A 22,285-nucleotide genomic window follows, 5' to 3' on the forward strand; every position below is an offset into this window, starting at 1 on the left:
ATATTCTTAAGATTAAATTTACAATATCTTAAAATTTGAAGATCTGAATAGGGTTTCAGTATTTTCTAATTTTGGTAACTAAATAATTAATCAAAACAATATTTATGAAATTAAAATTTCAAAGATCAAGAATTGAAATATTCTTTTTTGTCTTTTTATTGTGTAGCTCTTTTGCTCTATTTGCGCAGACTACTGTAAAAGGAAAAGTGGTTTCTGAATCAGATAATATGCCGTTACCTGGCGCATCTGTTATAGAAAAAGGAACAAGTAGAGGAACTCAAACAGATTTTGATGGAAGATTTACTTTAGAGGTATCTAGTGATGATTCTGTAATATCTATATCTTATGTTGGTTTTAAAACACAAGAGGTAAAGGTTACTGATGGAGAAATGACAATTATGCTACAAGATAATTCTTCATTGACAGAAGTGGTAGTCGTTGGTTATGGTACACAAAAGAAAAGCGATATTGTTAATGCAGTAGCAACAACTAATTTGGAAAAAGCTATATTATCACCAACATCAGATGTTAATGAGATGTTACGTGGTAGAATTGCTGGCTTACAAGTTGATGTTGGAGGAGGTACTCTAAGACCAGGTGGAACTTCAGATATTATTTTTAGAGGACAAGGTTCTATTGAAGGTGCTGTGAGTGCAATTTATGTTGTAGATGGCATCATTAGAGATGGTGGTATTGAAGATATAGACTCAGATGATATTGAATCTATTGAGTTTTTAAAAGATGCATCAGCGCAAGCAATTTATGGATCTAGAGGTGCAAACGGTGTTGTTTTAATTACAACAAAACGTGGTAAAGCAGGTAAAATTAGTGTGAGTTATCATGGTTATTTATCTACAAAATCTATTGAAAGAAATTTTGATGTTTATAATGGACAAGAATTTGCGCAACTGAGAAGAGAGGCTGTAAGGTCTACGAGAGCTGACGATAGTTACGCTGATGATGAGCTTGATAATGTATTCTCTGACATAGAACTAGAGAATATTGCGAACAATAATTTCGTTGATTGGGAAGACGAGTTAATGAGAAATGGTTTTGTAAACAGCCAAGCCATTAGTGTAAGTGGTGGTACAGATATGACTAAAGTATTTGGAAGTATCAATTACTTTAAAGAAAATGGAATAATCCCAACATCGAGTTACACCAGAAAAACGTTACGATTAAATGTAGATCAAAAAATCAGTGATAAATTCTCTGTTAATTTTGATTTAAATATATTAAACGATGATGTAGAAAGAGCTGCTAATGTAAATGTTATTACTACATCGCCTTTAGGAAATGCTTATAATGCTGATGGAAGTATAACGCGTTTTCCAAGTGGAGAAGAAGGTTCTGCTGTAAATCCATTATGGAATTTACGTCAACAAGACCATGATGAGAAAGGAAATGATTTTGTAATAAATGTAACGCCAAGGTGGCAAATCACCAAAGATTTACAATATCAGTTAAAAGCGAATTTAACACGAAGAAACTCAGAAAGAGGACAGTATCAGTCTTCATTAAGTTCTGCAGGAGACGATGTAAGAGGTATTGCCAGAATTGATAATCAATTAAGAGAATCTTATTTAATCGAAAATATCTTAACTTATGACAAGGCGTTTGGAGACGATCATAAATTCAATTTAACATTGGTACAATCTTCTCAAGAAAATGAATATTCTAGAACTTACACGGAAGGTCAAGGATTCTCAAATGAAGATTTAGGATACAATGGTATAGCAAGTGCAATTGGCAATGTCCTTGTAGAGCGCGATGGTAATACATTTAGATATTTGGGCTATATGGCTAGAGCTCGTTATTCGTTATACGACAAATACAGCTTTGAAGGAACTATAAGAGCAGATGGTGCTTCTTTAAATGGAGAAGGGAATAAATGGAGTTATAATCCTGCAGGTTCTTTTGCTTGGAAAATTCACAGAGAAGGCTTTATGGAAGATGCGGATGCCGTACAAGAATTAAAATTTAGAGCAAGTTATGGTTCGTTAGTCAATGATTTAGGACGTGCTTATACATCATTATTTACAGCAGACGCACAACCGTATATTTTTGATAGTGAAACAGGATCAGGATTTTCGCCATCAACTATATTGCCAAATCCAGATTTAAAATTCGAAAGAATTACTACGTTAAACCTTGGATTAGATTTTTCATTGTTTGAAAGATTGTTAGTGGGTAACATTAACTGGTATGATGCAAGAACAAATGATTTATTATTAAGAAGAGGTGTACCATCTACAACAGGTTATACATCAACCTTCTTTAATGCTGGTGAGATGCAAAACACAGGTTTTGAGCTTAGTTTAACTGCAAACATTATTAATACAGACGATTTTAAATGGGCTGTATCTACAAACTGGTCTAACAACAAAAACGAGATTTTAGAACTGTATAATGATGGAAATGGCGATGCTATAACAGAAGATAATACGTACAATTATTACGTAGGTCAGCCAGTAGGTGTAATCTATCAATATGAGTTTGACGGTATTTGGCAAGAAGGCGAAGATTTTGCTGGTTCTGCTCAAGCAAATCCAGATTCAGCATTACCACAACCAGATTTAAGAGCTGGTGATATAAAAATTAAGGATGTTAATGGCGTAGATGATGAAGGAAATATAATTCCTGGTCCTGATGGAAAAATAACACAAGAAGATCGTGTATTTATTGATCCAAATCCAGACTTCTTTGGGTCGTTATCTACTACGGTAGAGTATAAAGGTTTTGATTTACTTTTAGATTTCTATGCTGTAGAAGGTGCTACAAAAGTTAATCCTTTTTTAAATACGTATAATAATGGTGGTACATTAAGAGGTGATATTAATGGTGTAAAAGTAGATTACTATACACCAGAGAATCCTTCAAATTCATTTCCTAGACCAAATGCAGATTCTGCACCATTGTATTTAAATGCCTTAGCAGTGAAAGATGCATCTTATATTAGACTAAGAACTGTGAGTCTTGGATACACGTTATCAGATAAGGTTACTGATAAGTTAAATTTTGATCAAATAAGATTTTATGTAACAGCAACTAATGTTTTTACTGATACAGATTATATAGGTTATAGTCCTGAGGTTAATATTAGAAGTACATTTTCTAATGCAGATACAGGTTATCCAGATGCGAGTTCATTCACTTTTGGAGTAAGAGTTAAGTTTTAATTAAAAAAATAATAAGATTATGAAAACGAAGTTTTTTTATACAAAATTAAAGGGTAGCATTTTGCTAACCATGGCTATTTTCTTTGTTGTAACTTCATGTGAAGATTACTTAGATGAACAGCCAAGTACACTAATTGATTCAGATTATATTTTCACTACAGAGGAAGGATTAAAGTCTGGTGTAGTGAGTTTATATAAATTTGAGCGCGACCGTTATGATGCAAGTACAGAAGATTATATGGGAGCTGTTTTAATGTCTTCTAGAAGTGATTTAGCTTTTTCTAGATCTGGTTATACAGGTTTAATGGGAAGATACCAAAGGGGTATTTCTCCAGTAGATCAAGGTTCAAATTTTGCTTCATCTTTATTTTGGAAGCATTTCTACAACATGACCAATAAGGCAACAGCAATTATAAATGCTGCAGATGAAATAGATGGTATTGATGAAGATGCTAGAAAAAAAGTTTTAGCTGAAGCCAAGTATTTTAGAGCACATTCTTATTTCTATTTGTATAGAATGTATAATAATATTTTTGTGACAACAGAAACTGTAACTGTAGAAAATGCATTCGATGTTGTAAACGATAGATCTACTGACGAAGAGATATTTGCTCTTATTAATAGTGATCTAGATTATGCTATTGAAAATTTAGAATGGGTAGATACTTTTGGCCGTGTAACTAAAGGGACTGCAAAACATGTTAAAGCTAAAGTAGCGATGTGGCAAGGTGATTGGACAGAAGCGAAGAATCAAGCATTAGACGTAATAGAAGGGCCAGATTCTCCACACAGCTTAGTCGCTAGTACTGCAGATGTATTTGAAGGTGATAGAAATAACTCAGAATCTTTATTTGTAATTCAATCGCAAGATGATTTGCTTGGTGGTGGTGGAACAACCATGATGAATGCAAACTATGTAGCTCAGTTCTTTCAAATTTCTGGTGTTGATTATAACAACGAACAAGGCGGAAGAGGTTTTGCTAGAATTCTACCAAATTTATATTTGCTAAATCTTTTGGCAGAAGATCCTAACGATACAAGAGATGATGATACGTATTTTAGATTAAAATTCTATTACACGTCAGGAGATAGAATTGGTGAAGAGGTAGATAATTATGCGCCAATAACAGATTTAAATAATCCAAGTAGCAACTATACATCTTACTATCAAAGAATGCATCCATGTTGTATAAAATTTGCTCAAGAAGACGGCAATGAAGCGTCATATTTAATAAGAGGTAATATCACAGTTTATAGATTAGCAGAAACTTACTTAATCGCTGCAGAAGCAATCATGAGGTCTTCTGGAGATCCTTTGCCATATATAAACGCTGTAAGAGAAAGAGCAGGAGCAGCACCAGTAACGAGTGTTACACAACAAACTATTTTAGATGAACGTGCACGTGAATTAGCTTTTGAAGGGCAACGTTGGTTTACTTTAAAAAGAATGGGACAAGATGTTATTGATGCTCAAATTACAAATTACGCTGGAGATGGAGAGTATTTTCCAGCAAATTTAGGGGTTAAAGACCCAAGGACAAATTGGCAACCACATTTCATAAATTGGCCAATTGCACAGAGAGATCTAGATTTATTAGGGCCAGATTACCCTCAAAACCTAGGTTATAATTAATTGTTTATTATTAGTTTGAAAATTGGGCAAGAGTTCTTGCCCATTTTTTTAATTTTTTAATAAAAATTTATTTTTTTAATTAAATAATATTCGGAATGAAATATGTTATTATACTCTGTATATATGTCTTAATGTTGTCATGTAAAACCTCTACTACAGAAACAGAAATTGTGTTTGCGGATAATCCTGTAATAGCACATAGAGGTGCTTGGAAGGCAAATGGTTTACCTAAAAATTCCATAGCAGCACTAAATGAGGCAATACGTCTAAAGTGCACAGGCTCTGAGTTTGATGTGCGTATGACCGCAGATGAAGTACTTATAGTAACTCATGATGCTGATTATGGTGGTTTACATATAGAATCTTCAACATATGAAACATTGGCGCAACATAAATTACCAAATGGAGAATCGTTACCAACCTTAAAGGCGTTTATTAAAGCAGGTATGGTTAATAATTCTTCAACAGGTTTAGTATGTGAAATTAAACCTTCTAAAATAGAAGGTCGCAATACTTTAATGGCAGAAAAAGCTGTAGCATTAGTAAAAGAACTTAAGGCAGAAGCTTATATATCTTATTACATTAGTTTTAGTTATGAGGTTATAAAGCACATTAGACAAATAGATCCTAATTCTAAGGTTTTATATTTAGATGGTTCAAAAACTCCAGAAACACTAAAACTGGATAATATTACAGGCTTAGATTATTTTGTTTATAAATTAAAAGATAAACCAGAATGGATTGATGAGGCTAGAAAATTAGATCTAATTCTTAATTCATGGACAGCAAATAAGCAAGAAGATATAGATTGGTTATTGTCTCATAATTTTGACTACATTACAACAGATGAACCTGAACTCGCTTTTGATAGGTTGAAGCTGCATAAATAATTAAATTATAATTGATGTAGGTTACAATAATGATTTAAATCATTTTAGGTCTTTTAATCTTTGGTTAAATTTATAAAAACCGATGATGATGAGACAGATACTCCTATTAACAGATTTTTCAAATAATTCAATTAATGCAATACGTTATGCTTTAAACCTATTTAAAGATGAGGTATGCGATTTTCATGTGCTACATGTAGAAAGCTCTAAAGTTTATGTAAGCGATGATTTGGTAATGGGAGGAGGTCAAAGTATTTATGACTCCATTCTGAAAAAATCGAAGGAAAAACTATCCGTTTTAGTTGATGATTTTAAATCAGAATTTTTAAACAATAATTTTACATTTCATCAAGTAGTTGATTATGATGATTTAACGGAGTCTATAAATCAACTAAACTCTATCACACCATTTGACTTATTAATTATGGGAAGTAATGGTGTTTCTAGTGCAAAAGAAGTGCTTTTTGGTAGTAATACAATTAATGTAATAAGAAATGTTAAATGCCCTACGTTAGTTGTTCCTGAGGGATTCTTATATTCTAAACCGTCCGAAGTATTAATTCCTTTAGATGTTGATGATACATTAAATAGTAAGGCATTTAATCAATTAATTCAATTTATAGAGCATTTTGGTGATAAATTACATTTACTTAGAATAAGTGCAGCTGATGAAATTGCTCTAGAACGAGAACAAGATATAGAGACAATTAATACGGTATTCAATGCAATAAATTATTTATATAACTCAATTGAAAATGTACCTATGGAATATGCCGTAGCAAGTTATATTCAAACACATCCTATTAACTTAATGGCCTTAATGGTTCAGAAAGAAAATTTTATTGAACGCTTTTTTAAAGGGTCTTCTACAACTAAGATAAGTTCTAAATTAAGAGTTCCATTATTGGTATTTCATTCTTAAATATTACATATTTATTTATAAAGCATTTGATGGTTCAATTATTTTGTAGTTTCAGTGGCGTCAATTAATTTTTGATTTTCTAATACCGCGATTACTAAATTTACGTATTCATTAACAGTTTTTTCGATAGATCTAGGATCAGTAATACTGACATAACCTTTCCAAACAATGCTATGTTCTTTATTAGGACATATGCAAAACATAGTGGTCTCTGCATTGTATATTTGGTATTCATTATAATCATTGGGATTATAAAATTGATCTTGATACTTTAAATAATCTTCACTAAAATTTATATTAGTTTCGTGATGTTTTTTATAATTCTGTCTGTAAACTATTTTGTCTTCAACACCAATTACTTTCGAAAATAGAATCGTATCGAACCCTGCTTCAATTAAATCTAATTCTAAATTCATAAACTGAATTTTTGTCATCATTTCTGTTCTAAATTGAGGATCTAGAAATTCTAAACTTGAAACGGATTCTATATGGCGTAATTCTAATTGATTTTTTATTTGATTTTCAAATTTTTCTCTTGCTTCAATATTAGAAGTTAATCCAATTATAAAAATTTTCTTTGGCGAGTAGTTCTCGATATCAGGGTTTTTCCATTGTTCTGTAAGCTGTGTTGAATTACAACTAAAAATTATAGATAAAATTATTGTAAGAAATAGCCGTTTCATGTGGTTTTATTTTTAAGTTTTATCAAGTAAATAATTTCTTTTATCTTCTTTTTTTATGACTTTAAAAGTTTTGAAGACTCGCTTTTTTAATTATACGTAAAACTTTTTAAATTCTTTTAATTCTATTATTAAGCCATAATGCGATTTTCTGTAAGCCTTTTCCTCTTCTGTTTGATTGATCCCGTCTAACATGATTTTAAGATCATTTTCGTGTACTTTAATCGCTTCAATTAATAGATCATTCTGTTTTTGAGACTTATTTAATACCTCGATAATTTCCTTGCTGTCGGAGAATTTATTTGGCTCAATAAGCTGTTTTATAAAGGTTAGAACTAAATCTTCATAAAAAAAATGTTCATCTTTTAAAAAAAGTAATTCTGATAACCACTCTTTCGATTCTAAATGCATTTGTTCTGCACTCAACCATTCTAAATATTTTGTTTGTATTTGTGTTGTTTTCATGTCTAACTAATTTATAAGTTAATGGCAAAATATATTTAACACTTGCCTTTTGCTTGTCGTTGTTTAATGTAATTAAATCACTTTTTTAAGTTGCTTTTATTATTTTTTCAATATTTCAAAGATTCATTTTAGAATACCAACTTTGTAAAGCGCATTAATAATTTAGTTGATAAATAGAATTAGAAAGTCTTAAGAACCTTTGAAAAAAAAATATAACTAAATTATTTACGCATTAACTGTTAATCTTTTTCGTATTGTTTTGCTTCATAAACATTGAGATTGTTGTTGCTTATGGTAATATTAAAATCTTGTTTTGAAAAACTTGGCGTCGCCATCTCTATATCAAAACTATTCTCATATTTCTTACATTCAATGCTGGTATTTGGTAGTCTTCTTCAAAGAAGTCATTATTAAAAAAGTCATCATTGCTTAGATTTTTTTTTAATGGTCATTGTTCTATTTTGAGAACTTACGTACTCTATTGTTAGGGTTAATTAGTGCCATTATTATATTAAACTGAATATTTTATCTATTAAATGTAGCAGCTTAAATCGAATTATAAAATGATATAAGTCAGTTGGTATAGGTTATTTATAAGCTGTCACTTTATCTGCGTTATATAATTTGATGAATTAACGTTTAAATAGTCAATGAAATAGGTTTAATTATGAATGCAAATTAAAATGACTTAATGATTTGGTAATTTTAATTTTTTAAGTTGTGCATAGCCAAAATAGGTACCTTTAAATGATAAGAAATTTCTTTTACCATTGGACTACTGAAAATACTTCCAAAAAAGGAATGTTTTTTATTTATAAATGCCACCATATCACTACCTCTGCTTTTTACAAACACATTTATTGAAGATTGAATTGAGTTAGAAGATAAAGTGTGAAATTTATAACTGATACCTTCTAAAATTTCTTTTAGTAAATTTATGTTTTCCTCCTGTTCTTTGTCTAATTTTTCTTCTTTTGTGATATGTAAAATAGCAATATTAGCGTTGCTTTTTTGTGCAATATTATAGAGATGTTTAAGTTCTCTTTGTTTAAAATTAGTTCTGAAATTTGAAGGGAAGACAATCTCTTTAGGTAATTTAATTTCTGCATCTGCTGGCACAACTAGAATTGGGCAATTACGTACTTTTTCCATAACGTAAATCGCAGTGCTACCAAATGCAGTTGCACTAGAATGTGTTTTCCCTTTGGTACCCATTACTACCATTTCTATATCTTTTTTATCTACTATGGACTTTATACCATCTATAACATTATTAAATTGAGAAATAACTTTAAAGTTATGTTTAGGGTTCGCTGAATCGTTCATTGTAATCATATCAAAAACGGAAGCTAAACCGTTTTCAGAATTGAGCTTAGCTGTTTCATATAGTTCGCTTCCTGGCTTTAAGTTTAATAAGCTATCTAAGATATTCCCTGTTGCCCAAAAAACATTTAGAATATAGAAATCGCAATATTCATTTTTATATAGCTCCCTAGCATAATTAATAGCTTTAATTGAGTTTTTAGAAAAATCTGTTGGTAATAAAATTTTATGTCTCATGATTAACTAAATTAAATCCGTTCAATTAAAATTAATGACAATTTTGATGATATGGAATGATAATAATCAGCTATAACACATGACGCTATTTCTCATAGAAACATGGTACTACCAGAAAAGGAATGATAGGATGAAACCCTATGTTTTTTATCACTGGTTCATTAATTATATTCTCAATAAAACTGTGTTGATAATTAATCATTGTAAGTATATCAATGCTAAGTTCTTCAGTAGCTGCTTTTAAAGCGTGCTCTTTTTTAGAAAAACCTGTCATCCAATGAAATCGGTGTTTGTGATTTTCTAAATATGCTTTTAACATGGCTAAATTATAGTTTTGTTTATCTGTAAGATTCTTTTCATTTATGTGAATAACACTTATTTTAGATTTATGCAGATTGGCGAGTTGAATTAAGTGTTCTAGTTCTTCTCCATAAAACCTATTAAAATCCGTTGAGAAGGCAATTTTCCTTGGTACTACATAATCAAATTCATTTGGTATTATTAGAATAGGACAATTCTTTAATTTATTAATAACATTAACAGTATTGCTGCCAATAAATAATTCTGTAGCTCCTGTAGCACCTTTTGTACCCATTATTATAAGATCTATAAGATGAGCTTGTGTTTCTTTTTTTATTGCAACTAATAAAGGGTCTTTACTAATAATTGTTTTAAACTCGTGCTTAGTGTTTTTAAATTCGGCTTTGAGTTGAACTTTTAAATCTTTTAATTGTTTTTCTGACTCCTCTTTTAATTTTTTCAAATAATTTGCTGTTACATAGGTCCTAGAGTGAGAAACTGAGAAAGCCCATGAGTTTAAGAGGTAAAACGTACATGACTCATTTTTGTATAACTTCATCGCATATGTAGCTGCATTATATGCGTTTTTTGAAAAATCTGTGGGTATTAAAATGTTAGTTTTCATGTGATTTATTTTTATTCTACGAAAATCAACTAGTGTTTTCCACTCTATTTTTTCAAAATGATAAATTAATTTATAGCAGGTATTACCAGAAAGGGCACATTTAAATGAAACCCAATTTTATTAAGTGTGGATCTAAAAAATAAGTTCTCAAAAAAAGAATGCTTATTATTAACCATAGCCAATAAGTTGATTTTCTCTTTCATTTGAAATTTATTAATTGCATCTGTAACATTCATCTGCAAATAGTTATGAAATAAATAAGAGATACCTTTAAAAAATGACTCTAACTTTAATTGACTGTTTATTTGCTTAAATGTGAGGTCGTTACCCGTTGACACATGCAAGGCATTTATTCTAGAGTTATGCTCTATAGCAATTTGTTTTAATATGTCTATTTTAAAATTGCTGTAATCTACATCTAGGTCAGTGGGAAAGAGAATTTCTATTGGTTTCTCATATTTAAAATTGGCAGGAATTGCCAAAACAGGACATTTTATTTCATTAAAAACATGTACAGTGTTAGAGCCAAATAATACTTCTTGCGCTCCAGTAGCACCCTTCGTTCCCATTACTATTAAATCGGTTTTGTTCTCTATTAAAAATTCTTTTAAACCAGATACTAATGTGTTAAAACGAGGCACTGTATTAAACTTATGCTTAGGGTTCTCTTTAAAGGTTATAGAAATTCTTGACTTTAATTCATTTAGGTTGTTTATAGCGGCATCTCTTATGGCATCTCCTAAACCAAATTGAGCAGGATATCCTAATACATATTCTACGTTATATATAATTGGAGTATAAGTATTTAATAAATGAAAAGTACAAGTTTCATCTTTAAATAATTGAATAGCATACTTTATTGCATTCCAAGAGTTATCGGAAAAATCGGTGGGTAGAAGTATATTTTTCATAAGTTCTAAAATTTATTGATTAGTAGTCTCATAGTATTTGTTTTGGTTGATTTGAATATTATCTTTTAATTACGTGTTGTGTTTTGCAAAGCTAATAGTGGAATGTCCAAGCCAAAGCTTACTTTGTCTATGGTAGATGGAAATAGCATATCTTCCAAAAAAGAATGCTGAGTATTTACCATGGTAATCATATCAATATTATTGGTTTCTATATATAATTTTATAGCGTCAGCTACCTTTTTACTGTTTATAATTTTAAAGTTTACTTTATTAACTATTAAGGCGTCTTTTACGAAATCTTTATGGTCTTGTTGTCTTATGGATAATTTATTGCTTGTTGATATGTAAATAATATCAATTAGGCTTCTGTACGATTTTGATAAAATTGATAACAATTTTAATTCTCTTCGCTTATACGGTATAAGAAAATCTGTAGGAAATAAAATGTTTTTTGGTTGTGTGTTTTTGTAGTTTGAAGGTATTGCTAAAACTGGGCAGTCTACATATTTTAAAACTTGAAAAGTATGACTTCCAAATATAATGTGCCGCTCGTTAGATTTTCCTTTCGTTCCCATTACTATCAAATCAATATTTTTATGTTCTGCAATCTCATTAGCTTCTTCTACAAGAGAGTTGTTTGCAGAAATGCTGTGATACGTATATCTTGGATTAGGTGTTAATTCTTCAAATTCTTGTAGTAATTTCTTTAAGTTATTTTCAGAAGCGGTTTTTACCTTTAGTAATACATCGTCAAAAACAGCACGTGAGACTAACTCATCATGATCATAAAATTCATTTCTATAAGCGTGCATAAAATAGAATTGCACTTTTTGATACTTAAAAAACTCTAAGGCATACTTAATAGCATTGATAGAATTTTTAGAAAAATCGGTAGGTAGAAGAATGGATAACATAATTACCTGGTTTTAGAATGGATTATAAAAATAATGTCAAAAAATATTAAAAACTATGATAAATGTCAGGCGGTGTAGAAGTTGTAATTAGGAGTAACTTGTATTAATAAAGAGAGACAGTTTAGGAACAAAAAATTTTAAAACTATAGATTTTAGTCTAAAAAAAATTAAACTACGAACCAACCCAAAAAAATCTATATACTTTAAAATTAACCAAAAAAACCTCAAGTTAAGCTGTTTAAAACTGTCTCTCTTAGATTAATAGCAAGCCATTGTTAAATGGTACTATAATATTACATCTTAAAATACCATATAACTATGACTTTTGTCATCTTTAGAATAAAACTATACTATAAGCAGTATTGAGTAAGTAAATACCTAATAACAAGAGCATGGTATAGATAAGTTGTACTAATTTAATATTTGCTACTGCTAAAAATGAAATGGTACGCTTTGGAAAAGAAAATAAAGCCAAACCCATAAAAAGTGCTGTCCAGCCTATCAGAGTAATTATTAATTTGTAACTAAGTTCCCAAATATTATGAAATATAATATTTAACAAACCAACTACAATGGCAATAAATGCTGTTAGGATTAAGAATTTTTGATCATATAGATCATTAAAAACTTGTTTAATTCGTTTTGGGTTAACACTTAATATAAAAAAGAATATTAGGAGATACCAACCCCAAAATTTTGCAAAAAATAGTGAATAGTCCATATCTCATAATTTTGTGTAATTCTATTAACTTGTTTCATGTAAAACCAAAAATGGTACATCTACATGGTAACTGATCTTTTCTACTTTAGAGTGAAAGAGTATTTGTTGAAAATAATTTAGATTTTTTGCCACCATACAAATTAAATTTATTGCTCTGCTTTCTACAAAACACTCTATGGCATCTTCTACTTTTTTGTTTTTTAAATAGTGAAAGGAGTAAGGGTTAGGCGTAAAATAGTCTTCTAAGAGTTCTTTATTTTCTATCTGCTCCGCATTAAGATCGTCTTCTTTATCACTAATATGTAGTATTCTTAAATTGGTTTTAAATCGCTCTACAATGTCTGCCATGGGTTTTAAAACCTGAAGATTATGAGATAAAGAAAAATCAGTAGGAAAAGCAACTTCTTTTGGAGTTACATATTCTGCATTTTCAGGTATGGCCAATACATTACATTTAACCTTGGTTATCACATCTGCAGTATTTGTACCTAAAATAATTCTATCTAATTCTGAAGCGCCTTTGGTGCCCATCACTATGCAGTCAATGTGTTTTTCATTTACAGTTTTTCTAATTGATTCAATAAATGAACCATGATCAGTAAGTGTAAAGAATTTATATTTGTTTTGGTTAGAGGTTAATTTTGTTGTTCTATGCAACAGACTTCGCAACTTCTGTTTAGATGATGAAGTGTAAACTTTATCAATTATGGTTTCATTAAGCAGTAATGAAGCATCAGTAAATGCTAGACTATCTAATCTGTCTACATGCAACAAATAAAAATTGCATTCTGTTTTTTCAAAAAAACGGATAGCGTATTTAATAGCATTCCATGAGTTTTCAGAAAAATCTGTTGGGAGTAGTATATTTTTCATTCAGCATTAACTTTACTTTTACAAAGCTAAAAGTAAGATGCTACACTGAAAATGATATATATCATTTTTAGGCTAATAGATTAAATTTAGCCAATTCTTTTTAATTCTTCTATATCTAAAATTTTAATATTTCTGCCTTCAATTTTAATTATACCCTCGCGCTTAAAGCTAGTTAGTGTTCTTATTAATGTTTCTGTAGCGATACCAGCTACACTTGCTAGATCACTTCTAGAAATTTTTATAGGATCCTCTGGTTTACGATTTATTTTTTCAGCGAACTTTAAAATAGTATTTGCAGTTTTTTTTGACACTGAACTATACGCCATTTCTAACAATTGATTTTTCATGTTAGAAATGTTGTCAGATAAGAGCTGAATAAGTTCAATTGCTATTTTAGGATTGTCATTAAGTATATCATTAAATTGCTTAGCTGAGATACCTGTTAATTCCACATCATGTATGGATGTTGCAGTTTCTTTATGTGGCTTGTTATCAGTGAATGTTGTGTAACCAAATAAATCATCTTCTTTATAAATAGTGGTCACTAATTCCTTACCTTGTTCATCAATTTGATGACATTTTACTGTGCCTTTATTAATGAGGTAAATATAGTTAGCGTGATCTTGTTCTCTATATATTACCGTGTTTTTAGGATAAGTAAATGTGTTGCCGTTATCGTCAAAATAGTTTTTTAAAGCATTTAAAGTTTTAATCTCATCTTCGTTATGAGTTTCAATATTGGCACTGCGCTCACGTTCTTCTTTTAAAATAGCTGCTTTTGCAATTCTACTTTCAATAGCGCTAGTTAATTCATCTTCACCAAAAGGTTTAGTAATGTAATCATCAGCTCCTAAATCCATACCTTTTCGTACATCTTGTCGTTCTGTTTTTGCAGATAAAAATATAAAGGGTATGTACTTTGTAGCTTGGTTTTTTGAGATGGCTTGTAAAACACCATATCCATCTAATTCTGGCATCATTATATCACAAACTATAATATCTGGTAAAACTTCTTTGGCTTTTTCTACACCGATTTTTCCATTAGGAGCAGTGTCAACGTTATAGCCAGATAATTCTAGCAGCTCTGCGGTGTTTTCTCTTAAAATTACGTCGTCTTCTATTAACAATATGTGTTTCATTATTCTGCTTTATTTGGTAATTCTATTGTAAAAATGGTCCCTTTTTCTGGTTCACTTTCAAAATATATTTTTCCTTTTAAATTTTCTAAATGATCTTTTACAATATTTAAACCAATACCTGTGCCTTGAGTTAATAATGCATTTTCAGCCCTAAAGTAACGATTAAAAATATTTTTTTGATCTTTTTCAGTGATTCCAATGCCGTTGTCCTCAACTTTAAAAATGGTTTTTACGTCATCTTGCGAAATCTTAATGTCTATTATTGTATTCTCAGAAGAGTATTTTATAGCGTTATGTACTATATTAGAAAGTGCTAATTCTATAATTTTTTCATCTTGGTGAAGTAGATAAGTATCAATATTTTCAGGGTAATTAATTTGCTGCCCTTCTTTAAGAAGCATATTGGCATTATAAATAACTTCATTAATAACCTTACTTACTTTAAATGTGCTGGGAGAATATTTAATTCTTCCTTGCTCTAAGCGTTCAACAGATAAAAAGTCATTTAAAATATTGTTTAAGTAGTGTACTTTATCAGAAATAGTTTTAATATGCTTGTTTCGTTTGCCTTGTTGCTCTGTTAATGTATATTTTTCTAAGAGCATTGTTGAGGTTAAAATGCCACTCAAAGGTGTTTTAAACTCGTGAGATACTAATGATAAAAATTTAGTTTTCAATTCGTTTAGTTCTTGTTCTTTAGCAAGTGCATTTTTTAATTCTATGGTTCTTTTTTCTACAGTACTTTCTAGCTTTTCAGTATAATTTTTTCGTTCAGTAATATCTAAAATTACGGCTACGAATACTTTCTTGTTACCAAGTATAGATAATTGTAAATGTATTTCTACAGGATACGTTGTACCATCTTTACGTTTATGAATGGTTTCAAAAATTAATTTTTCTTCAACTTCTTCTATTAAAGGGTTTACTCTTTTAGTAAATTTTTCTTTCGTAAATTCTGGCTTAATATCTATAGGTGTAAGTTGCTTTAATTCCTTTAAATTGTAACCGATATTGTTTAAGGCACCTCGATTTACGTTAATGAAATTATAACTTTCACAATCAAAAATGTAAATTTCATTTAATGACTCATTAAATATATTAGCCCAATGTGTAAGCTCTTGCTCTGCTTTTTTTCTTTCAGTAATATCCTTAACTAAAGCGAGTATGTATTGCTTGTTATCAATGGTTAAAGGATTTAGTCCTACTTCTACCGGAAATGTAATACCTTCTTTTTTAAGACCGTATAAATCGCGACCAATAGCCATTTGTCTTTTACTCGTATTTTTAACATATCCATTAAAATGGCCATCGTGAGAGCCATGATAATTTTTAGGAATTAAGATCTCTAATTTTTGGCCTTCAAGTTCACCATCTTCATAACCAAAAATAACATCAGTTGATGTATTTGTTTTAATGATGATTTGATTTTTGTCAACCAGTATCACACCTTCAGCAAGTGCTTCAGCTAGTGTATTAAAAGTATTTTGGTTATGTTGAAATATATCTGATTGTTGATATTTAAAAGAAGTTAAAGGTAGTTAATCTTTTAAAAAATTATAGATTAATGGCTAACCCTTTTTTATGCAATAAACTGATTTATATCATTATTTAAATAATTGGTTATGATTAAATTAGACTAATTATTAAATATTAAGGCCATGTTTAGAGCACTAAATGAAAAAGAGTCCATCGCGTTACTAATGCTAAATTACGTAGGTAATCTATCTTATATCTACAGAGATAAACCTTTTGTTGTGCCCATTACTTATTTTTATGATATGGAAAACAGTGTAATAATAGGTTACTCTGCAGAAGGGCATAAAATTAATGCCATGCGAAAAAATACATATGTTTCCTTAAGTGTAACAGATATAGACTCTATAAATGATTGGAAATCGGTATTAGCTCATGGTATCTACCAAGAACTTACGGGTAGTGCCGCTAAAGCCAAACTCCATCAATTTTCGTTGGGTGTAAAAGATTTAATAATAAATAAAGAGTTTAGAAAATTAGATTTTATAAGTGAATTTTCAAGTAAAATAGAAGTAGATAAATTACCCATTGTATTTCAAATTAAGGTAGATGATATTACAGGTAGAATGCGAATGCATCAGTAATAAATAGAATAATTATAAAATTAAAAACCTCAACTAATTATAAATTAAATAGTTGAGGTTTTAGGTTGTGGAGTCGGAGAGAATCGAACTCTCGTCCAAACAAGTAACCAAAGGGCTTTCTACACGTTTATTCTTTTCTTAGATTTTCGATTGCGAGCTGGTTAAAGACAACCCACTTACAACTTAGCTTCTTAATCTCGAAAGGGCATCAAAGCGCTACCCAATCTTAGTCAATTTTTACGATGCCTCAAAAAAGAACGCCACTAACCAAGGCTTTCTGGAGACATTTAGCCTTTCTACCTAGTAGAAATGAGCACGAAATCTTACTATAATTCAGATTATGCAGCTAAAGCGTAGTTATTCTCGCCGTTTAAAATTTGGTCTAGCCTTTTAGGTGTTTCAATGCCATTACACCACGTGCTTACCATTTAATTAATCTCGCTGTCAAAACCAGTCGACCCCAAAATTTTCTGCGAAAGCAGAAATCTCATAAATGATATATTATTTTTTGCGTTACCTTATCAGGTCGTGCTGTCTGCTAAATCTTTTGCTTAAAAAAGTAAAAGGATGCCGCTTCTATCCCTAACGCGCTACACCAAGAAACCTTATTAAAATTTCAAGGGCTGCAAAATTACTAAAAATACCAATGCAAATGCCATACCAAATTGGTTTTAAACGTATTTTAAGAAATAATGGCAGAATCATAAAAATCCTAAAGATTAAAAAAATAATTTTAACTCTTATAGTGACTGGTTTTGGTAAAAATAGATTTAAGGTTTATAAAATGTAAAGACTTAAACTATACTCAAATTGAGTATTTCAAATTATAAAAATCAGACTTAGTTTTACTTGCATCAAATATGCCTATTAAATGCGTATTGTTTTGTATGTAAAGATGTTATAATATTGTATGTCATACTTATACCATTCCTAACCAATTATCATGAAAAAACAAGTGCTACTTTCACTTGCCCTAATCATATCTACAACCTATCTAACGCTTAATGCCCAAAACTGGAATGAAATTATCAAAGCCACAGCTTCTGATGCTACTTTTAGTGACCAATTTGGCTATAGTGTCTCTATAGATGGTAATTATGCCATTGTTGGTGCCGCTTATGATAATACCGATTTTGGTACTGATACTGGCTCTGCCTATATTTTTGTGCGTTCAGGAGCCAATTGGATAGAACAAACTAAATTAATTGCATCTGATGCAGCTGCCGATGACCGATTTGGCTATAGTGTCTCCATAAATGGTGATTATGCCATTGTTGGTGCTCCCGTAAACGATGATAATGGTAGTTTTTCAGGCTCGACTTATGTGTTTATACGTTCAGGAAGCAGTTGGACAGAACAGGCTAAATTAATAGCTTCTGATGCTACTTCCTTTGATCAATTTGGAAATAGTGTATCAATAGATGGAGATTATGCTATTGTTGGTGCTTTCGGCAATGATGATGATGGCTCAGCTTCAGGTTCTGCATATATCTTTATGCGTTCAGGGAGTAATTGGACAGAGCAAACTAAATTAACAGCTTCTGATGCTTATGCTGATGATTGGTTTGGCTATAGTGTATCTGTAGATGATAATTATGTTATTGTTGGCGCTTCTCATGATGATGATGGAGGTAGTAACTCAGGTTCAGCTTACGTGTTTATGCGTTCAGGTGCTATTTGGACAGAACAAGCCAAATTATCGGCATCTGCTGATTCTAATGATCTTTTTGGAGATAGTGTGGGTATTGATGGAGATTATGCCATTGTCGGAGCTTTTGGAAATGATAGTGCAATTAGTAATACAGGTTCTGCATTCATTTTTATGCGTTCAGGCACCAATTGGACAATGCAAGCTGAATTAACAGCTTCTGATGCAGCAGCTTCTGATTTTTTTGGAAGAAGTGTAGCTATAGATGGTAAAACTGTTCTCATAGGAGCCACATTAAATGACGATTTAGGCAATGAGTCAGGTTCTGCATATCTATTTACACGTTCAGGTGCTATTTGGACAGAACAAGCCAAATTAACGGCATCTGATGGTTTAGCTAATGACCGATTTGGTAGCAGTGTCGCTATAAATGGTGGTAATCTAATTGTTGCTTCACGAAGTAATAGCAATAATGCAGGAGCTGCATACTTTTATGAATACGATGCAATTATTACAGATGTAGCTAACTTATCTGACATTACGGCAGAATGCGAAGCAACACCAGCAACACCTACAGCAAATAGTGGAGCAATTTCCGCAACCGCAGATGTTGCATTCCCAATTACAACACAAGGAACAACAGTTGTAACGTGGACTTATGATGATGGCAATGGGAATACTGAAAGTCAAACTCAAAATATTATTTTACAAGATGTTACAGCGCCTATTGTCAGTTGCGCTAATCAAACAATAAATTTAAATGCGTCAACATGCGACGATGAAATGATAATAATTTCACCAACACTAAATGAAAACTGTAGTGCATCAAATACAGCTTTAGATTTTGATGGTAATAATGATAGGGTCATCATTCCTACTAGTTCGTCTTTAAATTTTACAACAGAATTTTCTGTTCAAGCATGGATTTATCCAAGAGCAAATCGCTATACTAGAATTTTTACTAGATATTCTGGATCTGCAAGTGTTGCGGGTGAGATTGTCTTTGATACCTATGATGGTTCTAATCCTCCATATTTAGCAAATGGTAGAGGTTTAAGGTTGGTGTTTACAGGTACTGGTGGAGGTGGTGTTTTTAGTTCTAATGTCTTAAGTTTAAACACATGGAATCATGTAGCTGGTACTTATAATAATGGCGTCATTAAATTGTATGTCAATGGTGTTGAAATAAATTCCTCAACAACCGTATTTACTTCGATTCCTGCAAGTTCATTAGATTATGCAATTGGAGAAGATGTGAATGTCGGAGCATATGAGTTTTTTAATGGACAAATAGATGAATTAAGCATCTGGAACACCGCATTGAAGTCAACAGAAATAAACAATGGTTATAACAAACTTTTAAAAGGAACAGAGCCAGGTTTGGTTGCTTATTATAACTTTGAAGAAGATCCGCTAAGTTCTATTTTAACCGATAAATCTAGCAATGGAAATAATGGTGTTTTAACCAGTATGGATGTAAACACAGATTGGGTAACCTCTACAGCACCTATTACATCTGTAGTATTAACAAACGATATTACAGGCACTTCAGATGCATCAGGAATTTATCCGCCTGGAGATACCACTATAACTTGGACCGCTGAAGATACGCACGGCAATTCCGAGAGCTGCACGCAAATTATCACAGTCACAGGTAATGACACTTCATTGTCATTCTTATCTGGTGATAATTTAATATTAAGTCCAGCTTTTGATTCCAATATTTATAGCTACACATCAAATGTTTGTTCTAACACCAACAATACACTAGTAAGTGCAATTACAAATGATGAAAACGCTACAGTTATAGGTACAGGTAATGTAAACCTTAATATTGGTGAAAACAATATTATTGTTAGTGTAGAGAATGCTTGTGGAGAGCCAACAGATTATACTATTGTAGTAAGCCGTTCAACCACTGAAAGTGAAGTGTCTCTGTGGAATGGTTCTTTATCATCTGACTGGAATGAACCAAATAATTGGACACCAAATGTTGTTCCATCAAAGTGTAGTGTGGTAACTATTCCAATTACATCTAATATTCCTATAGTTTCAGGAGTGGTCGAAATTGCAAAACTAAATTTGAATAGTGGTGCAAATATGGTTGTCCCTAATACAACAACTCTAAATATTACTGACGATTTAACGATGTACTCTCAATCCGATAGTTATTCTGGATTGGTAGTTAAGGGTTCAATATCTGTCGCAGGTAACACAAGCTATCATAGATATGTCAATTCTAATATCTTGGGTAATGATTTAATCTCACCACCACTTTCTAGTCAAACATGGTCTAGTTTTTTAAGTCCTGAAAATGCCACAACGTTATTAGATAATGGAGAATTACCAACGGTCTATGCGTTTGCACCTTTTGATAAAACGACTGGTGATTATGAAAATTACAACGAAAATACTATAGTAGATTTAATCAGTGGTAAAGGATATAGAGTGGCAACAGATTCTGGTGAAGCGTTGATTTTTACTGGGACTATTCCTAATGCTGTTAATATAAATATTTTAGATAGTGGACCATATTTTACAAAATGGAACCTTGTAGGTAATCCATATCCTTCTTATATTAATGTGCATTCTTTTTTAAATCACGAGGTCGATTTGGGCGTTTCAAACATAGATTTATTTGCTAATGCATCCGCAGCGATTTATGGTTACAATGCTTCTACAGAAAATAAATGGACTATTTATAACTTAGCGAATACAAATTCTTCGACTTTAATAGCGCCAGGTCAAGGATTTTACGTTGCTGCAGATGCTAATCATGTTACAGCCTACAATTTAGAATTTACTAAAGATATGCAAACCACAGGGACAAATGATGATTTTATTTTAGGGCGGAATACAGAATTAATTTACCTTAAGTTAGCTTTAAGTTCTAGCACAAGTACATTTAGTACTGAATTTTATTTCAACAATTATGCATCCCAAGGCTTAGATAAAGGTTTTGATGCAGAACTTTGGGGAACAGCAAATACAGGATTTAAAATTTATTCGCATTTGGTAGAAGATAATGTAGGAAAGACTATAGCATTACAGTCGCTAAACATGTCAGATCTTGCAGAGATTTCAATTCCTTTAGGCGTCAATGCTAATCAGGGTGAGCAAATTCATTTTAGTATTGCAGAAACTACGTTACCAGATTCAGTTAAAGTTTATCTAGATGATGCCCTTTTGAATACGTCAACTTTACTGAATAATGGAGCATATAGTATAGTGCCTACAACGAATATTTTTGGAACAGGTAGATTCTTTTTACGCACAACTGAAGAATCTTTGTCACTAGCAGAAATAGAATTAGATGAATTAAAGGTGTATTTTATAAAGGACTTTAGTTCTCTCATTATAGAAGGAAAATTAGCAAATAATACCGAAGTTGATATTTACGATTTACAAGGTCGAAAAGTATTAACAATGCCGCTCGACTCTGATAAACTCGAAAATCGAATCAATCTGTCTTTATTCACAACAGGTGTGTATATGGTTAAGATTAGAAGTAAATCACAGCAGAAATTATATAAGATTATAATTCATAATGACTAGATAAGTTCAATATATTTTATTTTTTAGTTGAACAATATTGGTGTTGAGATATTTTAAAGTGTCTTGTAAATAATCGCGGTTTAAATTGACAAATAATTTAAATCACACTATTTTCGTAAAAACTATAATTGTCCCACCTTTTAGGGATTAATA

16 protein-coding genes and 1 other RNA gene are annotated in these 22,285 nt (G+C 31.1%); 6 read left to right on the plus strand and 11 right to left on the minus strand.

All coding sequences use genetic code 11. The features are described from left to right. Window positions 1–104: 104 nt before the first annotated feature. The 4 genes from Q0891_RS15040 to Q0891_RS15055 all read left to right on the plus strand — a co-directional run bounded on the left by Q0891_RS15040 (window position 105) and on the right by Q0891_RS15055 (window position 6,624). Window positions 105–3,179: a TonB-dependent receptor gene (locus tag Q0891_RS15040; protein WP_299102933.1), complete on the plus strand. Its 3,075-nt coding sequence runs from the start codon at window positions 105–107 to the stop codon at window positions 3,177–3,179. A 19-nt stretch (window positions 3,180–3,198) separates the two neighbouring features. Continuing rightward, a complete protein-coding gene (locus Q0891_RS15045) occupies window positions 3,199–4,812 on the plus strand; it encodes a RagB/SusD family nutrient uptake outer membrane protein (protein ID WP_299102935.1) in 1,614 nt (537 codons plus the stop codon). Window positions 4,813–4,907: 95 nt separating this feature from the next. After that, window positions 4,908–5,702, plus strand: coding sequence for a glycerophosphodiester phosphodiesterase family protein (locus tag Q0891_RS15050; protein ID WP_299102937.1), 795 nt, complete (start codon window positions 4,908–4,910; stop codon window positions 5,700–5,702). 88 nt (window positions 5,703–5,790) lie between these two features. Then, complete coding sequence (locus Q0891_RS15055) at window positions 5,791–6,624, plus strand: universal stress protein (protein ID WP_299102939.1); 834 nt, start codon at window positions 5,791–5,793, stop codon at window positions 6,622–6,624. Between the two features lie 38 nt (window positions 6,625–6,662). Here the strand turns inward: Q0891_RS15055 and Q0891_RS15060 are convergent, their stop codons facing one another. From Q0891_RS15060 to Q0891_RS15105, 10 genes are all read right to left on the minus strand, one after another. After that, complete coding sequence (locus Q0891_RS15060) at window positions 6,663–7,307, minus strand: hypothetical protein (RefSeq protein ID WP_299102941.1); 645 nt, start codon at window positions 7,305–7,307, stop codon at window positions 6,663–6,665. 90 nt (window positions 7,308–7,397) lie between these two features. Then, a complete protein-coding gene (locus Q0891_RS15065; RefSeq protein ID WP_299102943.1) occupies window positions 7,398–7,769 on the minus strand; it encodes a hypothetical protein in 372 nt (123 codons plus the stop codon). Between the two features lie 705 nt (window positions 7,770–8,474). Further along, window positions 8,475–9,329, minus strand: coding sequence for a universal stress protein (locus Q0891_RS15070; RefSeq protein ID WP_299102944.1), 855 nt, complete (start codon window positions 9,327–9,329; stop codon window positions 8,475–8,477). Between the two features lie 85 nt (window positions 9,330–9,414). Then, window positions 9,415–10,254, minus strand: coding sequence for a universal stress protein (locus tag Q0891_RS15075; RefSeq protein ID WP_299102946.1), 840 nt, complete (start codon window positions 10,252–10,254; stop codon window positions 9,415–9,417). Between the two features lie 65 nt (window positions 10,255–10,319). Next, window positions 10,320–11,165, minus strand: coding sequence for a universal stress protein (locus Q0891_RS15080; RefSeq protein WP_299102948.1), 846 nt, complete (start codon window positions 11,163–11,165; stop codon window positions 10,320–10,322). A gap of 65 nt (window positions 11,166–11,230) precedes the next feature. Then, window positions 11,231–12,079, minus strand: a complete 849-nt coding sequence (locus Q0891_RS15085) for a universal stress protein (protein ID WP_299102950.1) — start codon at window positions 12,077–12,079, stop codon at window positions 11,231–11,233. A 334-nt stretch (window positions 12,080–12,413) separates the two neighbouring features. Then, entirely contained in the window at window positions 12,414–12,800 is a 387-nt protein-coding gene (locus Q0891_RS15090; RefSeq protein WP_299102952.1) for a hypothetical protein, read from the minus strand. Between the two features lie 24 nt (window positions 12,801–12,824). Then, window positions 12,825–13,673 (minus strand): universal stress protein, encoded by an 849-nt coding sequence (locus tag Q0891_RS15095; RefSeq protein WP_299102953.1) that lies wholly within the window; start codon window positions 13,671–13,673, stop codon window positions 12,825–12,827. 86 nt (window positions 13,674–13,759) lie between these two features. Further along, window positions 13,760–14,812: a response regulator gene (locus tag Q0891_RS15100; RefSeq protein WP_299102955.1), complete on the minus strand. Its 1,053-nt coding sequence runs from the start codon at window positions 14,810–14,812 to the stop codon at window positions 13,760–13,762. After that, on the minus strand, window positions 14,812–16,314 hold the full coding sequence (locus tag Q0891_RS15105) for a PAS domain-containing sensor histidine kinase (protein ID WP_299103093.1): 1,503 nt from the start codon (window positions 16,312–16,314) through the stop codon (window positions 14,812–14,814). Before Q0891_RS15105 ends, Q0891_RS15100 begins: the two co-directional genes overlap by 1 nt. A gap of 156 nt (window positions 16,315–16,470) precedes the next feature. On the opposite strand from Q0891_RS15105, the gene Q0891_RS15110 reads away from it, so the two are divergent. Beyond that, complete coding sequence (locus Q0891_RS15110; RefSeq protein WP_299102957.1) at window positions 16,471–16,929, plus strand: pyridoxamine 5'-phosphate oxidase family protein; 459 nt, start codon at window positions 16,471–16,473, stop codon at window positions 16,927–16,929. Between the two features lie 65 nt (window positions 16,930–16,994). Here the strand turns inward: Q0891_RS15110 and ssrA are convergent. Beyond that, window positions 16,995–17,391: a transfer-messenger RNA gene (ssrA, locus tag Q0891_RS15115) on the minus strand. A gap of 481 nt (window positions 17,392–17,872) precedes the next feature. Between ssrA and Q0891_RS15120 the strand changes: the two genes are divergently transcribed. Beyond that, window positions 17,873–22,132, plus strand: coding sequence for a LamG-like jellyroll fold domain-containing protein (locus Q0891_RS15120; RefSeq protein WP_299102959.1), 4,260 nt, complete (start codon window positions 17,873–17,875; stop codon window positions 22,130–22,132). Window positions 22,133–22,285: the final 153 nt, after the last annotated feature.

It is taken from the genome of uncultured Winogradskyella sp. (assembly GCF_947498005.1).
Classification (GTDB): Bacteria; Bacteroidota; Bacteroidia; order Flavobacteriales; family Flavobacteriaceae; genus Winogradskyella.

Bases quoted from the DNA above. Each gene is read 5' to 3' on its own strand.
- Q0891_RS15040 (WP_299102933.1), top strand. From the start codon at position 105: ATGAAATTAAAATTTCAAAGATCAAGAATTGAAATATTCTTTTTTGTC.
- Q0891_RS15045 (WP_299102935.1), top strand. From the start codon at position 3,199: ATGAAAACGAAGTTTTTTTATACAAAATTAAAGGGTAGCATTTTGCTA.
- Q0891_RS15050 (WP_299102937.1), top strand. From the start codon at position 4,908: ATGAAATATGTTATTATACTCTGTATATATGTCTTAATGTTGTCATGT.
- Q0891_RS15055 (WP_299102939.1), top strand. From the start codon at position 5,791: ATGAGACAGATACTCCTATTAACAGATTTTTCAAATAATTCAATTAAT.
- Q0891_RS15060 (WP_299102941.1), bottom strand. From the start codon at position 7,307: ATGAAACGGCTATTTCTTACAATAATTTTATCTATAATTTTTAGTTGT.
- Q0891_RS15065 (WP_299102943.1), bottom strand. From the start codon at position 7,769: ATGAAAACAACACAAATACAAACAAAATATTTAGAATGGTTGAGTGCA.
- Q0891_RS15070 (WP_299102944.1), bottom strand. From the start codon at position 9,329: ATGAGACATAAAATTTTATTACCAACAGATTTTTCTAAAAACTCAATT.
- Q0891_RS15075 (WP_299102946.1), bottom strand. From the start codon at position 10,254: ATGAAAACTAACATTTTAATACCCACAGATTTTTCAAAAAACGCATAT.
- Q0891_RS15080 (WP_299102948.1), bottom strand. From the start codon at position 11,165: ATGAAAAATATACTTCTACCCACCGATTTTTCCGATAACTCTTGGAAT.
- Q0891_RS15085 (WP_299102950.1), bottom strand. From the start codon at position 12,079: ATGTTATCCATTCTTCTACCTACCGATTTTTCTAAAAATTCTATCAAT.
- Q0891_RS15090 (WP_299102952.1), bottom strand. From the start codon at position 12,800: ATGGACTATTCACTATTTTTTGCAAAATTTTGGGGTTGGTATCTCCTA.
- Q0891_RS15095 (WP_299102953.1), bottom strand. From the start codon at position 13,673: ATGAAAAATATACTACTCCCAACAGATTTTTCTGAAAACTCATGGAAT.
- Q0891_RS15100 (WP_299102955.1), bottom strand. From the start codon at position 14,812: ATGAAACACATATTGTTAATAGAAGACGACGTAATTTTAAGAGAAAAC.
- Q0891_RS15110 (WP_299102957.1), top strand. From the start codon at position 16,471: ATGTTTAGAGCACTAAATGAAAAAGAGTCCATCGCGTTACTAATGCTA.
- Q0891_RS15120 (WP_299102959.1), top strand. From the start codon at position 17,873: ATGAAAAAACAAGTGCTACTTTCACTTGCCCTAATCATATCTACAACC.